Annotated in this window: 10 protein-coding genes; 9 read left to right on the top strand and 1 reads right to left on the bottom strand. The window is 44.4% G+C overall.

Going from position 1 to position 14,889, the window contains the following annotated elements:
• Positions 1-924: 924 nt before the first annotated feature.
• Both EGC80_RS10700 and EGC80_RS10705 read left to right on the top strand, forming a co-directional pair.
• Complete coding sequence (locus EGC80_RS10700) at positions 925-1,785, top strand: HAD-IIB family hydrolase (protein WP_124012185.1); 861 nt, start codon at positions 925-927, stop codon at positions 1,783-1,785.
• A 1-nt stretch (position 1,786) separates the two neighbouring features.
• Positions 1,787-3,007 carry a glycosyltransferase family protein gene (locus tag EGC80_RS10705; RefSeq protein ID WP_124012184.1) on the top strand — a complete coding sequence of 407 codons (1,221 nt, stop codon included), beginning with the start codon at positions 1,787-1,789 and terminating at the stop codon, positions 3,005-3,007.
• Between the two features lie 12 nt (positions 3,008-3,019).
• Here EGC80_RS10705 and EGC80_RS10710 read toward each other — a convergent pair whose 3' ends face one another.
• Positions 3,020-3,208, bottom strand: coding sequence for a hypothetical protein (locus EGC80_RS10710; RefSeq protein WP_124012183.1), 189 nt, complete (start codon positions 3,206-3,208; stop codon positions 3,020-3,022).
• Between the two features lie 117 nt (positions 3,209-3,325).
• On the opposite strand from EGC80_RS10710, the gene EGC80_RS10715 reads away from it, so the two are divergent.
• The 7 genes from EGC80_RS10715 (at position 3,326) to rfbB (ending at position 14,814) form a co-directional block, all read left to right on the top strand.
• Positions 3,326-5,062 carry a sugar phosphorylase gene (locus tag EGC80_RS10715; RefSeq protein WP_124012182.1) on the top strand — a complete coding sequence of 579 codons (1,737 nt, stop codon included), beginning with the start codon at positions 3,326-3,328 and terminating at the stop codon, positions 5,060-5,062.
• Between the two features lie 910 nt (positions 5,063-5,972).
• Positions 5,973-6,530 (top strand): DUF4136 domain-containing protein, encoded by a 558-nt coding sequence (locus EGC80_RS10720; protein WP_124012181.1) that lies wholly within the window; start codon positions 5,973-5,975, stop codon positions 6,528-6,530.
• A gap of 1,012 nt (positions 6,531-7,542) precedes the next feature.
• On the top strand, positions 7,543-8,055 hold the full coding sequence (gene rfaH / locus EGC80_RS10725; protein ID WP_124012180.1) for a transcription/translation regulatory transformer protein RfaH: 513 nt from the start codon (positions 7,543-7,545) through the stop codon (positions 8,053-8,055).
• Positions 8,056-8,608: 553 nt separating this feature from the next.
• On the top strand, positions 8,609-11,341 hold the full coding sequence (locus tag EGC80_RS10730) for an SLBB domain-containing protein (RefSeq protein WP_124012179.1): 2,733 nt from the start codon (positions 8,609-8,611) through the stop codon (positions 11,339-11,341).
• A gap of 324 nt (positions 11,342-11,665) precedes the next feature.
• Positions 11,666-12,043 carry a four helix bundle protein gene (locus EGC80_RS10735; protein WP_101034611.1) on the top strand — a complete coding sequence of 126 codons (378 nt, stop codon included), beginning with the start codon at positions 11,666-11,668 and terminating at the stop codon, positions 12,041-12,043.
• Between the two features lie 441 nt (positions 12,044-12,484).
• Positions 12,485-13,471, top strand: a complete 987-nt coding sequence (locus EGC80_RS10740; RefSeq protein WP_124012178.1) for a Wzz/FepE/Etk N-terminal domain-containing protein — start codon at positions 12,485-12,487, stop codon at positions 13,469-13,471.
• Positions 13,472-13,734: 263 nt separating this feature from the next.
• Entirely contained in the window at positions 13,735-14,814 is a 1,080-nt protein-coding gene (gene rfbB / locus EGC80_RS10745; RefSeq protein ID WP_124012177.1) for a dTDP-glucose 4,6-dehydratase, read from the top strand.
• Positions 14,815-14,889: the final 75 nt, after the last annotated feature.

Genomic DNA, 14,889 nt, shown 5'->3' on the forward strand with positions numbered 1-14,889 from the left:
CCGCTACGCGGATAGTGCGCTGCGCTTATAGAGCGGACTTCGTCCTGCTAGGGACAGCTTCGCTGCTAGGATCCTAGGCCGCTACGCGGATAGTGCGCTGCGCTTCTAGAGCGGACTTCGTCCTGCTAGGGACAGCTTCGCTGCTAAGATTGAGCCGCTACGCGGCTAGGCTGTTGATTTTATAGAATCTAGCCGCGTAGCGTCCTAGCAGCGCAGCGTTCTAGGCTTTTTTCGCTCGCTACCGCTCTAGGCTTTTGGCTCGCTACCGCTCTAGGCTTTTTTGCTCGCTACCGCTTAATTCGCACCAACATGGTGCAACCGTTTGTCTTTGTTGCACAATTATCAGGCTTATTCTCCGCACTACTTTTCATATCATCACTTGACGTGTTTTAAATACGTTATATATATCAAAGGCTAAAGTCTATTTGTGCCATTAAGGTGCAAAGTCATTATGCTTGGCACATATCCTGAATCAATCCATAACTAAATCAATAACTAAATCGAATAAGTGTGAGGTCGCTTAGTTACTAGGGCGGACTTCGTCCTGCTAGGTCGCTACGCGGATAGAGCGCTGCGCTTCTAGGGACAGCTTCGCTGCTAAGATTAAGTCGCTGCGCGACTAGGCTGTTGATTTTATAGCCTCTAGCCGCGAAGCGTCCTAGCAGCGTAGCGTTCTCGGCTGTAGCTAAGATTGAGTGACTAGATTCTAGGCCGCTTCGCTACTATGCTTTAGTTTTTATAGAGTCTAGCCGCGAAGCGTCCTAGCAGCGCTCTAGGCATCGAGATCCTAGGCCGCTACGCGACTAGGCTGTTGATTGTATAGAATCTAGCCGCGAAGCGTCCTAGCAGCGCAGCGCTCTAGGCTGTTGATTTTATAGCGTCCTAGGCTTTAGCGAAGCGTTCATTGGTTAAAAGGGAGATGATATGACAACACGACCACTTATCTTTACTGACATAGATGGCACTTTACTTGACCATTATGACTATAGCTTTAGTCATGCAATAGACGTGATTGAAGCATTAAATGAACGGCATATTCCTATTATTGCCAATACCAGTAAAACCTTTGCCGAAATGGAAAAGCTCCAACAAACCATTGGTTTTAATTCACCGTTTATTTCAGAAAATGGTGCGGTAATTTATATCCCTATTGGTTACTTTGACCAACAGCCACAAGATACGTTTACCCAAGGATATTATTGGGTAAAAGAGTTTTGTCAGCCGCGAACATATTGGCTCGAATTGTTAACAGAGCATGCACCAGCCTTTGACGATGACTTTATTGGTTTTTCAACGTTGTCGGTTGAAGCGTTATGTGAAGTCACCGATCTGTCACCAGACAATGCCAAGCTGGCATTAATCAGGCACTACGGCGAACCACTACTTTGGCAGGGTGATGAAGCCAGTAAACAAGCCTTTATAGCGTTGATGACCGGTGTTGGTGCTCAAATGCTCCAGGGCGGACGATTTCTACATGTTGGCGGTGATACCGATAAAGGCAAGGCCATGAAATGGTTAGCCGATGTGTATGTCAAGCAATATCACGCACCTGTTATTACCATTGCACTGGGTGACAGTGGTAATGACACGGCCATGCTCGAAGCTGCCGATATTGCCATACAAATTAAGTCACCTGTTCATGACTTTCCTGTATTAGCGACAAAAAAACAAAGTATTAAAAGCAGTCTATACGGTCCTAAAGGGTGGGCTGAATGTATAACCCAAACGCTATTGTCGTCATCGGATGAATCACAGAAAAACCAACTAACATTTGGAGGGGCGTAATATGGCCGATTTTTATCAAAATGGCATTGTCACCACAATGCACAATTTAACCCGACGTACCCATGAAGAGCTTGAAACAGAGTTAATTAAGTTTTCAAAAACACGGCCATTAGGATTAATACTGCCCTCTCTTTATTCTGAGTTAGAAGGTGACGCGCTTAAAGATATTGTTAGTAAATTGAAAGAGGTACCCTACTTAAACGAAATTGTGATTGGATTAGACCGAGCCGATCTCAAGCAATATAAACATGCACTGCGCTTTTTTGGCGATTTACCCCAACATCACCGCATTTTGTGGAATGACGGCCCACGTTTACAAGCGCTGGATGCAAAACTGCAAACCTTAGGTTTAGCGCCTAAAGAATTGGGTAAAGGCCGTAATGTTTGGTATTGCATGGGCTATATTCTGGCCTCTGGAAAAACTGAATCGGTTGCCTTGCACGACTGCGATATTGTCACCTATGAAAAGTCATTGCTGGCACGTTTACTTTATCCTGTGGCCAACCCGAAGTTTAATTACGAGTTTAGTAAAGGCTATTATGCGCGTATTTCCAATGGGCAAATTAATGGCCGAGTGTCACGGCTGTTAGTCACTCCGTTGATTAAAGCGCTTAAAAAAGTGGTCGGTTATAACGAATATTTAGACTATATGGACAGTTTTCGTTATCCATTAGCGGGCGAGTTTTCATTTAGACGCGATGTACTCAACGACCTACGGATCCCAAGTGACTGGGGATTAGAAATTGGTGTGTTATCAGAAATGCAGCGCAATTATGCCCATAATCGTATTTGTCAGGTCGATATCGCCGACAATTACGATCATAAACATCAAGACCTATCATTAGATAACGAAGAAGAGGGTCTGTCTAAAATGTCGATTGATATCACCAAAGCCTTCTTTCGTAAACTTGCCACTCAAGGCAATACTTTTAGCACCGAATCGTTCCGAACCCTTAAGGCGACTTATTACCGTATCGCCCTAGATTATGTCGAAACCTATCATAACGATGCGATAATGAACGGCTTAACCACGGATATTCATTTAGAAGAAAAAGCCGTTGAAATGTTTGCCCAAAATATTGTAACGGCAGGGCAGCGCTTTTTAGATAACCCAATGGAAACCCCCTTTATGCCAACATGGAGTCGAGTAGTCAGTGCCATGCCAGATGTACTTGAGCAACTAAAAGCCGCCGTTGAAGCCGATCACGCCGAGTTTAGTTAACCGGATCACGACTTAATCGTTGGGATAATAATAGCCGGGATAATCGTTGGGGGTAATCGTCGAGTTAACCGTTGGGTTAACCGTTGGGTTAACCGTTGGGATAATAGCCGGGATAATAATCATCGAGTTAATAGCCGGGTTAATCGTTGGGTTAATAGCAGTGTAAATAGCTGCATCTAGATCTGGCCTATTGTAAGTCAATGCAATCAAACCTAACGAAGATGGCGGGGAGGATTGCTGAATAAGCAGCTGTTTAATGACGCTTTATCACCATAAGTCGAGGCTGGAACCTCGAACCTCGAACAACAAGGACACCTTATGTCAGTAATGGAAGTATTACAGCAAAAGCTGCAGCAACAACTTAGCTGCATTTACAATGATATCGACCTCGACATGAGCACCTCAGAGTTGGCGGTTCAACTCATCGACATCATGCGCATAACTGAGTATTGCCAAGTACCAGCACCTTTTGTTAATCATTGGTCTGAAAAAGACATCATTATGATCACTTATGCTGACAGTGTGCTCCAACAAGGTGAGCGTCCACTCACAACCCTGGCGCAATTTATCGACAGCTATTTAAGTTGCATCAATGCGGTGCATATATTACCGTTTTTTCCCTACAGCTCAGACGATGGTTTTTCCGTTATCGACTACTCAAGCATTAACGAAGGTCTAGGCTCGTGGGCAGACATTAGTGCCATTGCCAGCAAGCGACGATTAATGTCAGATCTAGTCATCAATCATTGTTCCAGCCGCAGTTTATGGTTTGAACATTTTTGTAAAGGTGAGGGCGTGGGTCATGACTATTTCTTTACCGCCGATCCGGAGGATGATTTAAGCGCGGTGGTTCGGCCCAGAACCTCAGCCCTACTCAGGCCAACTGAGACACCTAACGGCACTCAACATGTATGGTGTACGTTTAGCCACGACCAAGTCGATTTTGATTTTCGTAATCCACAAGTGTTAATTGAGTTTGTACGAATAATTCGGCAATATTTAGATGCTGGGATCAGTATTTTTCGCCTAGATGCGGTGGCTTTTTTATGGAAAATAGTGGGCAGTAAATCAATTAACTTACCGCAAACCCATGAAATAGTCCGTTTGTTGCGTACATTAATCGAGCATGCCCAACAAGACGCCATTATTATTACCGAAACCAATATCCCTAACACCCAAAACTTGACCTATTTTGGTAATGCTAACGAAGCACACAGCATTTATAACTTTTCACTGCCACCATTGTTAATCAACAGCCTTATTACCGGTAGTTGCTTGTACTTAAAGCGTTGGCTTATGAGCATGCCGCCCGCACAAGATGGCACAACCTACTTTAATTTTATTGCCTCCCACGATGGCATCGGCCTTCGTCCAGCAGAGGGGTTACTCGACGACGATGAGATAGATACACTCGTCGACACCATGCAACAATTCGGTGGCCAAATATCATCACGAACCACAGAAGATGGTCAGCAAAAACCATACGAAATGAACATAGCCCTGTTTGATGCGCTGCAAGGTACCACTAAAGGCAAAGACGCTTGGGGCATGCAACGTTTTGTGTGTGCCCATACCATTATGTTAGCGCTAGAAGGTATTCCAGGTATTTATATTCATAGTTTATTGGGAACCCGCAACGACTATGAAAAGCTGGCAAACACGTCACATAATCGTGCTATTAACCGTCATCGTTGGGATCTCAATCAATTAACTGAGCAGCTAAGTGATACCAATAGCGACCATAGCCAAGTGTTAACCGCGCTGACTCATTTAATTAATATTCGCACCCAGCAAAGTGCTTTTCATCCCAATGCCACCCAGTTCACCCTGCACTTAGGCTTACAATTATTTGGTTTCTGGCGTCAAAGTCGTAACCGTAAACAGAGCATCTTCTGCGTCAGTAACGTATCTGATCAAGTCACCACGCTACCCATTAATGAACTTAATCTTACTATTGCCGACTACTGGATAGATCTATTAACCGGCCAACAGATTGAAGACATCACCCAACCCATGCAACTGCAACCCTATCAAACAGTGTGGATCAGTAACTAGTGTCGCTGCGCTACTAGGGCTGACTTCGTCCTGCTAGGATCGCTGCGCTGCTAGGGCGTGACTTCGTCACTGCTAGGATCGCTACGCTGCTAGGGCGTGACTTCGTCACTGCTAGGATCGCTACGCTGCTAGGGCGTGACTTCGTCACTGCTAGGATCGCTACGCTGCTAGGGCGTGACTTCGTCACTGCTAGGATCGCTACGCTGCTAGGGCGTGACTTCGTCACTGCTAGGATCGCTACGCTGCTAGGGCGTGACTTCGTCACTGCTAGGATCGCTACGCTGCTAGGGCGTGACTTCGTCACTGCTAGGATCGCTACGCTGCTAGGGCGTGACTTCGTCACTGCTAGGATCGCTACGCTGCTAGGGCGTGACTTCGTCACTGCTAGGATCGCTACGCTGCTAGGGCGTGACTTCGTCACTGCTAGGATCGCTACGCTGCTAGGGCGTGACTTCGTCACTGCTAGGATCGCTACGCTGCTAGGGCGTGACTTCGTCACTGCTAGGATCGCTACGCTGTTAGGGCGGACTACGTCCTGCTAGGACAGCTTCGCTGCTAGGGCGTGACTTCGTCACTGCTAGGGACAGCTTCGCTGTTAAGATTTTATAGCATCTAGCCGCGAAGCGTCCTAGCAGCGAAGCGCTCTAGGCTGTTGCTATTGATTTTATAGCATCTAGCAGCGAAGCGCTCTAGGCTGTTGCTATTGATTTTATAGCATCTAGCAGCGAAGCGTCCTCGAAGACCGCAGGTCGTCCTAGCAGCCGCAGGCGCCCTATTCCTAGCATCTAGCCGCGAAGCGTCCTAGCAGCGCAGCGCTCTAGGCTCTTGGCTATTAGCAGGCTTTTGCTTTTTACAATGTCTTAGCTCATTATAAGCTTATAAGCATATACACATTGTTATTGGAGCCTGTATGAAAAAACTATTTATAGCCGTTGCGGTATTAGCGTTGAGCGCATGTAGTACCTTAAAATCGACTTCAGACTTCGATCCATCGGTATCATTTGATCAATACAAAACCTACTCATGGGTAGTGAAGAAAAATAACGATGCGGGTTATCATTTAGACGGACTCATGGATCAACGTATCCGCGCCGCTATTGAAAGCCAATTAAACCAAAAAGGTATCAGTAAAACAGACAAGCAAACCGCAGATTTATTGGTTAACTACATCACTAAAGTCGATAAAAAAATTAATATCGACACCTTTAACAGTCATTATGGCTATAACCCATATTACGGTCCTCGTTGGGGGTTAGGTGGTAGCATACAAACTGAAACCACAGTGCGCGAATATGAAGTTGGCACCTTAATGGTTGATTTAGTGGATAATAAAACCGGAAAATTGATTTGGCGTGGCACTGTTGCCGATACAGTACGAGAACAGAATACGCCGGAACAACGGATTCAAATCATCAACAAAGCTATTGATGCTGTAATGATGAATTATCCACCCAAGCCAACTCAGTAACCTCTAGGTCCTAGATTTTAGGTCCTAGGCCGCTACGCGGATAGTGTGCTTCGCTTCTAAGATCCTAGGCAGCTTCGCTGCTAAGATCCTAGGCCGCTACGCGGATAGTACGCTTCGCTTCTAGGACGGACTTCGTCCTGCTAGGGACAGCTTCGCTGCTAAGATCCTAGGCCGCTACGCGGATAGTGCGCTTCGCTTCTAGGGCGTGACTTCGTCACTGCTAGGGACAGCTTCGCTGCTAAGATCCTAGGCCGCTATGCGGATAGGCTCTGTGCTTTCAGCTTTTATAGCATCTAGCAGCGAAGCGTCCTCGAAGACCGCAGGTCGTCCTAGCAGCCGCAGGCGCTCTATTCCTAGCATCCTAGCAGCTCGGCGCTCTAGGCTTTTGCTAAGATTGTATAGCATCTAGCAGCGAAGCGTCCTCGAAGACCGCAGGTCGTCCTAGCAGCCGCAGGCGCCCTATTCCTAGCATCCTAGCAGCGCAGCGCTCTAGGCTTTTGCTAAGATTGTATAGCATCTAGCAGCGAAGCGTCCTCGAAGACCGCAGGTCGTCCTAGCAGCCGCAGGCGCTCTATTCCTAGCATCCTAGCAGCGCAGCGCTCTAGGCTTTTGCTAAGATTGTATAGCATCTAGCAGCGAAGCGTCCTCGAAGACCGCAGGTCGTCCTAGCAGCCGCAGGCGCCCTATTCCTAGCATCTAGCCGCGCAGCCCTTTCTAGAATAGACTCAACATGCCAGTGCGATGAAACATAAAATAAAATTAACCAAGCTGCGTGTATTAAAGACGTCAAGTGTACGTCGAATGATAAATCAATTAGTTACTCCAAGATTCAGATCACAATTGATAGTGTTTTTGCTTAATATAAAACCAATTAATGACTTAAACGCAGTATTTATAGGCATTAAGGCTTAAAAATCCATTCAAATAGGTCAAGATTTTTGCTACTATCTTTGGCCGTGAATGGGATGTCACATGTTCAGACTAATGAGCAAATTTAAACAAGCGAGTCATAATGAAATCTTGGTATTTACTGTATTGCAAAACGCGTCATGAAATACGTGCACAGCAAAATTTGGCGTTGCAACAAGTCGATAGTTATTTACCTATGATCACCCAGCAAAGAACGGTACGTAACAAGCAAAAAATGGTTACGGCGCCTCTTTTCCCTAGCTACCTGTTTATCTATTTCGATCCTCAAATCACTAGCGTGAGCAAAATCCACAATACCCGTGGCGCTAACCGCATTGTTGGTTGTCGAGAAGTGATGACGCCCATTGACGAAAGAATTATTTCAGCACTTAAACGACGAGTTCAAGATTATGTACCAGAAGAGGTAAAACCATTAGGCAAAGGCGATAAAGTCAAATTTGTCGACGGACCGTTTAAAGACCTTGAAGCCATATTCGATGAGAACAACCCAGATAAACGTTGCCATGTGTTATTTAACATTATGGGACAACAGAAACGAATTTTAGTCGAACTTACCAATTTACAAGCTACATCAAAAAATGACCCAGCAACTTAAATGGCTAAAGTAGCAGACAATCGCGATGTTTTTTGTAGGATATTGTCCATTCGTAAAATGAGTATGGGCAATTAACTGAACGATTTTAAGCTAGAGAGGTTGAATTTTAACCGTTCAGGCGATGTGGGTACTATTTTAGAAAAAATTACCACGGTTAGCGACTTTTACTCAAGCATCCAAGTCGATTTTTGAGTATAATCTTGCGCTCAATTATTGACTGCTATGGTGTTTAGCCAATAAAAATGAATATTTCGCATAGCGAAGGGCACTTTGGAAGCCGTAATCTATGGGCGGTAGCGTGCCTTTAAATCGATGACAGCCTAGAGCGCTTCGCTGCTAGGACGCTACGCGGCTAGAGGCTATAAAATCTTAGCAGCGAAGCTGTTCTTAGCAGGACGTAGTCCGCTCTCTGGCGAGCCTGCGAGTTCCTAGATACTAGCAGGACGAAGTCCGTCCTAGAACTTAGCAGGACGAAGTCCGCTCTAGAAGCGAAGCGCACTATCCGCGTAGCGGCCTAGAACCTTAATTACAATAATAATATTGGAGATACCTGGTGTTACATAAAACCAAAAACGCATTGATAGCAGGCATGACAGCCTTTATTATTTTAACCACCCAAGCGCAAGCCGTCACCCCAACGCCGCAAATGATTGAGCAGTTTAAACAATTGCCCAAAGCAGAGCAGGAGCGAGTGGCAAAACAGTATGGTATAGACCCTTCAATACTCTCAGGCAGTGCTAACAATTCAGCTGCTGTGACAAATCCTAATGTTGTTGAACCACGTCAAAATCAAACAAATGGACAATCAGCAACAACTAAAACAAGCGAGTTTGATTTTAATGAAGACAGCGATAAAGACGCTTTAAAACGTTTCGGTTATGAAATGTTCGAAGGTGAACCAACCACTTTTGCACCCGTAACCGATGTACCTGTTCCAAGTGAATATATGGTCGGTCCTGGCGATGTCATTAAGGTTCAGTTATACGGTAAAGAAAGTAACGAATACAGTTTAACCATTAATCGTGATGGCACAGTGCAAATTCCCGATTTAGGCCCAGTATCGGTTGCCGGATTAAGTTTTGCCGATTTACGTCAAGAACTGTCAAAACGCATACAGCAGCAAATGATCGGCATCGAATCGAATATCACTATGGGTGAATTACGCTCAATTCGCATTTTTATCGCCGGCGATGCCTACAAGCCAGGTTCGTACACAGTATCGAGTTTATCAACCATTACCCAAGCGCTATTTGTCGCCGGTGGTGTTAATGAAATCGGTAGCCTGCGTAATGTGCAAGTTAAGCGCAACGGTAAGTTAGTAGGCGCATTTGATTTATACGATTTACTGCTCCGTGGTGATGCCTCTGGCGACATTAACCTTCGTTCAGGTGACGTAGTATTCATTCCATCAATTGGTGGCTTAGTCAGCGTGGCGGGTGAAGTACAACGTCCGGCAATTTACGAGCTGAAAAAGCACGAAACCATTAGTGATGTTATCAACATGGCAGCGGGCATCAAGCAAGGTGCGTATCCTAAAAATAGCAGTATTGAGCGTTATAATGCCAATGGCTTAAAAACCATTATCAATGTCGATTTAACGTCTGCACAAGGCAACAACACCTTAGCTAAAGCGGGTGATTATATTCGGGTTAAAAATGCCTCTAATCAATATGAAGATGCTATCACCATTGTGGGTGCCGTCGTTCGTCCGGGTAAATACCAGTGGAAGCAACAGCGAATAAGCGATCTACTGCCGTCTATTTGGGGCGATTTATTATTATCTGCCGATTTAGATTACGGTTTGATTGTGCGTGAAATAAACAAACATGGCGACATCGAAACGCTGCAATTTGCCCCTGGCGAAGCCATTACGTCACCCAATTCTGTGCAAAACCTGCGCTTACAGCCTCGCGACAAGGTGATGATATTTAATGTTAATGATGATACTCAAAATCGCTTTGAATTAAATGCACTGGTTAAAAAACGGGTTAATAAAGTGGAATCCCTTAGAGGTGACTCATTACTGGATGCAGACCTTTTTAAAGCAGGATTTGAAACCTTAGACAGTACGGTAACAAGCAAATATACCAATCAAATAGCGGGCGTGGTATTAAATGTAGACACATCTGCAGAGCAAACGCTGGTTGGCAGTGAAGTGTCTCAGATGCTGTCAAATTTATTTGAGGACAGAGACTTAATTAAACTCAGTCATGTTATGTCACGCAAAGAATTATTGTACCCCATAGTGACCAAACTTACCCAGCAGGGTGATGCACAACAAGGCATGCAAATTGTCGCCATCAGCGGTAAAATTCGACACCCAGGGGTATACCCGTTAACAAACTCTGCAAAAGTTACCGACTTAATTAAAGCGGCTGGTGGTCTGTTAGAAGGTGCTTATACTGAGCGAGCAGAACTGACACGTACCCAAGCCACGGCAGCAATATCCGATATCATTCACAAGCAAATTAACCTTCATGCTGCCATTAATGGTAATCAACAAGAAAATATAGAACTTGAAGGTCGCGATATGGTGACTATTCTTACCACGCCAGAATGGCAAGAAAGAAAAGTTATCGAAGTCAAAGGTGAAGTTAAGTTCCCGGGTACCTATAACATCAGGCGCGGTGAGCGATTATCGGATGTTATCGCTAGAGCCGGTGGTTTTACCGAATACGCTTATCCTTATGCCGCGGTATTTGTCCGTGAATCCGTACGGATGCAAGAACAGCTTGAAATTAAAAAGTTAGCCAATCAACTACGCCGAGATCTGGCCACTCGTGGCATTTCAAACGATGGTTCAAGCATTAATTATTCCGAAGCACAGTTGATGTTAACTGACTTAGAAAACATCCAAGCAGTCGGTCGATTAGTTATAGACTTAAATGCACTTAAATTAGGTATTAAAGAAGCGGATGTTCAACTTGAAGACAGCGACGTATTGTACGTGCCAACCATTAAGCAAACCGTCGCCGTTATGGGCGAAGTTCAACACCCTACAACGCATCGATTTAAAGACGGCTTAACCTTAGACGATTACTTATTGATGTCTGGTGGCTCAAGAGAACGTGGCGATGAAGATAGAGTCTACGTCATCAAGGCCAATGGTTCGGTGATGATGCCGACTCACAATAGTTGGTTTAGCAATGAATCACAAATCTCCGCCGGTGATACTGTGATTATTCCGCTAGACACTGAGTACAAAGATAAATTAACCCTTTGGTCGCAAGTCACCCAGATTATTTATAACTCTGCTGTAGCCTTTGCTGCTATCTCAGGGATCTAGCCCGAAGGGCTAGATAGGACGGACTACGTCCTGCTAGGATCGCTTCGCTGCTAGGCCGCTACGCGGATAGTGCGCTTTGCTTCTAGGACAGCTACGCTGCTAAGGCGTGACTTCGTCACTGCTAGAGTCGCTTCGCTGCTAGGACGTGACTTCGTCACTGCTAGGATCGCTTCGCTTCTAGGGACAGCTTCGCTGCTAAGATTTTATAGCAGGCCGTAGGCCGCTCTAGCCGTGAAGCGTCCTAGCAGCGCAGCGCTCTAGGCTGTTTATTTTATAGCGTCCTAGACTCTAGAACCTAGATTTTCAACTTCAGAAGGAACTGATATGCGTTTCGAACAACTGGATGTGTGGAAAAGAGCTTCTAGATTGTCTTGTCAAATTTATCAGTTGACGGAATCAGTCAGTAACTGGGGTTTTAAAGATCAAATTACACGTTCAGGATTATCTGTTCCCTCAAACATCGCGGAGGGAGAGGAACGTGAAACCCTAAAAGAAAAGATAAGGTTTTTGTATTACGCAAAAGGGTCTCTAGGTGAGCTTGTAACTCAGTTATATATCGGAGCGGAAATCGAATACCTTGATAAACAAATGGCTATGTCGATGGTAAAAGAAGCTAAAGAGTTAGCCAAAATTTTAGGTGCTCTTATAAAACAAAAACAAGCACAGATTAAAGAAGATAACGCCGATTACCAAACAAAGTGACTAATACGCAAGCTTGTGCTTTCCGCTTGTATAGCAGCGAAGCGATCTAGCCGCGTAGCGTCCTAGAATCTAGGCTTTTGCTTTGCTTGTATAGCAGCGTAGCGCTCTAGCCGCGAAGCGTCCTAGAATCTAGGCTTTTGCTTTGCTTGTATAGCAGCGAAGCGATCTAGCCGCGTAGCGCCCTAGAATCTAGGCTTTTGCTTTTATGACATCTAGAAGCGAAGCGAGCTAACCAGTAAAAACTCAAAACTTAGCAGATATCTGCTGACATCTTTTGACCTTATAGCAGCGTAGCGCTCTAGCCGCGAAGCGTCCTAGAATCTAGGCTTTTGCTTTGCTTGTATAGCAGCGTAGCGCCCTAGCCGCGAAGCGTCCTAGAATCTAGGCTTTTGCTTTTATGGCACCTAGAAGCGAAGCGCACTGCTTCCCAACAGACAAGAAATGATGAATAACAAAAACAAACAATTAAATCCTGATGCACAATTTCAACCTTATGCCACTCAACCAATGGGAAGCGCTCAAGACGACGAAATCGATCTTCGTGAGCTTTTTTCTGTAATTTGGCAAGGTAAGTGGTTAATTATTGCCATCACTGCAGTGTTTGCTATTGGCTCAGTTATTTTTGCCATTAATCAGCCGAATATTTATAAGTCAGAAGCGCTATTAGCGCCTGCTGACTCAGAGCAAGGTGGCGGTGGTTTAGGTGCGCTGGCCGGACAGTTTGGTGGTCTAGCCAGTATGGCTGGCATCAACTTAGGTGGCGGTGGTGGTGTTGATAAAACCCAAATGGCAATTGAGGTGATGAAATCACGTCAATTTACCAGTGACTTTATTCAAAATCACAATATTTTGCCTGACTTAATGGCGGCTAAAAAATGGAACATAGCAGATAACAGCATCAGTTATGATGAAGATGTATACAACGCTGCCGACAATAAATGGTTACGTGAAGTTCAGCTGCCTTTTAAACCTGAGCCATCAATGCAAGAAGCTTACAAAGAGTTCAGTAAAATTATTGCCGTTAATGCGGCAAAAGATACTGGCATGGTTACTGTGTCAGTAGAGCATCTATCCCCTCAAGTTGCACAGCAATGGGTTAATTGGTTAGTTGCGGACATCAATAACGAAATGAAGCAACGTGATGTTGCTGAAGCCAATCGAAGTAAAGCTTTTTTACAAACACAGATACAACAAACGAATGTCGCGGATATACGCACAATTTTGTACAAATTAATAGAAGAACAAACAAAAACAATCATGTTTGCAGAAGTGCGTGATGAGTATGTGTTTAAAACCATCGATCCTGCGTTTGTTCCAGAAGAAAAAGCCAAACCGAAGCGCGCATTAATCTGTGTTCTAGGCACCATGCTAGGCGGAATGTTGGCTGTAATGTTAGTGTTAATTCGGTATTTTGTCAGAAAAGATTAACACTCTTTGCTTTTATAGTTTCTAGCAGCGAAGCGCTCTAGCAATCTAGGCTCAACTCTTTTTGCCGCCTATTGGGACGGTTTTCAAGAAAACCGTAAAACCTAGGCTTTATGCAGGTTAGCGAAGATTGACCTGTCTCAAAATGGATTAAAAGCGTCTCAGCTTGGTTCGAAAGGCTGAGATCTAAAATTGTAAATATTCAATTCACTTCGCCTAATAAAATCAATATTTAGGCTATTTAAAGTACATTCGGAAACATAAAAATGAAAATTCTAGTTACAGGCGGAGCAGGCTTTATTGGCTCTGCAGTAGTGCGTCATATCATCAATATTACCAAAGACAGCGTCATTAATGTTGATAAATTGACCTATGCCGGTAACCTTGAATCTTTGAAAAGTATCGAGTCAAATGACCGTTATGTTTTCGAACAAGTCGATATTTGTGATCGTGCTGAATTAGATCGGGTTTTTAGTACTCATAAACCTGATGCCGTTATGCATCTTGCAGCCGAATCTCATGTTGACCGTTCAATTACCGGGCCATCAGACTTTATTCAAACAAATATTGTTGGTACCTACACACTCCTTGAAGCGACAAGAGAGTATTGGAATACTTTAGCTGATGATGCTAAAAAAGCATTTCGTTTCCATCATATCTCAACAGACGAAGTATATGGCGATTTACCTCACCCAGATGAACAAGATGGTCAAAGTTGTAATGAAGCGCTGCCATTATTTACCGAAGAAACTTCTTATGCGCCAAGCAGTCCTTATTCAGCATCTAAAGCTTCAAGCGACCACTTAGTTAGAGCTTGGTTACGTACGTACGGTTTACCCACCATTGTAACGAACTGCTCTAACAACTACGGTCCGTATCACTTTCCTGAGAAGTTAATTCCTTTAGTAATTCTAAATGCGTTAGAAGGCAAGTCACTTCCAATCTACGGCAAAGGTGATCAAATACGTGATTGGCTCTATGTAGAAGACCATGCTCGTGCACTTTATAAAGTAGTGACCTCCGGTAAAGTCGGTGAGACTTACAATATTGGTGGTCACAACGAGAAACAAAATATTGAAGTGGTCAAAACTATTTGCAGTATTCTAGACACCCTAGTGCCTAAAGATGCGTTATACGCTGAGCAAATCACATATGTCACAGACCGCCCCGGTCACGACCGTCGTTATGCGATTGATGCCAGTAAAATGAGCAATGAGCTTAACTGGCAACCAGAAGAAACATTTGAAACGGGTTTACGTAAAACCATTGAATGGTATCTGACTAACCAGACATGGTGTCAACATGTGCAAGATGGTAGCTACCAACGCGAACGTTTAGGTATTTAGCCTGCTCTTACAATTTTTAGAGTCCAAGTTTTATTTTCTAGAACCTAGAACGCAGGACCTCTTCACCTAGGAACT

Source organism: Shewanella psychromarinicola, assembly GCF_003855155.1.
Classification (GTDB): domain Bacteria; phylum Pseudomonadota; class Gammaproteobacteria; order Enterobacterales; family Shewanellaceae; genus Shewanella; species Shewanella psychromarinicola.

What these genes read in the sequence shown, in the direction of transcription:
- rfbB (WP_124012177.1), top strand. Translation starts at nt 13,735, where the DNA reads ATGAAAATTCTAGTTACAGGCGGAGCAGGCTTTATTGGCTCTGCAGTA.
- EGC80_RS10720 (WP_124012181.1), top strand. Translation starts at nt 5,973, where the DNA reads ATGAAAAAACTATTTATAGCCGTTGCGGTATTAGCGTTGAGCGCATGT.
- EGC80_RS10700 (WP_124012185.1), top strand. Translation starts at nt 925, where the DNA reads ATGACAACACGACCACTTATCTTTACTGACATAGATGGCACTTTACTT.
- EGC80_RS10705 (WP_124012184.1), top strand. Translation starts at nt 1,787, where the DNA reads ATGGCCGATTTTTATCAAAATGGCATTGTCACCACAATGCACAATTTA.
- EGC80_RS10740 (WP_124012178.1), top strand. Translation starts at nt 12,485, where the DNA reads ATGATGAATAACAAAAACAAACAATTAAATCCTGATGCACAATTTCAA.
- EGC80_RS10735 (WP_101034611.1), top strand. Translation starts at nt 11,666, where the DNA reads ATGCGTTTCGAACAACTGGATGTGTGGAAAAGAGCTTCTAGATTGTCT.
- rfaH (WP_124012180.1), top strand. Translation starts at nt 7,543, where the DNA reads ATGAAATCTTGGTATTTACTGTATTGCAAAACGCGTCATGAAATACGT.
- EGC80_RS10715 (WP_124012182.1), top strand. Translation starts at nt 3,326, where the DNA reads ATGTCAGTAATGGAAGTATTACAGCAAAAGCTGCAGCAACAACTTAGC.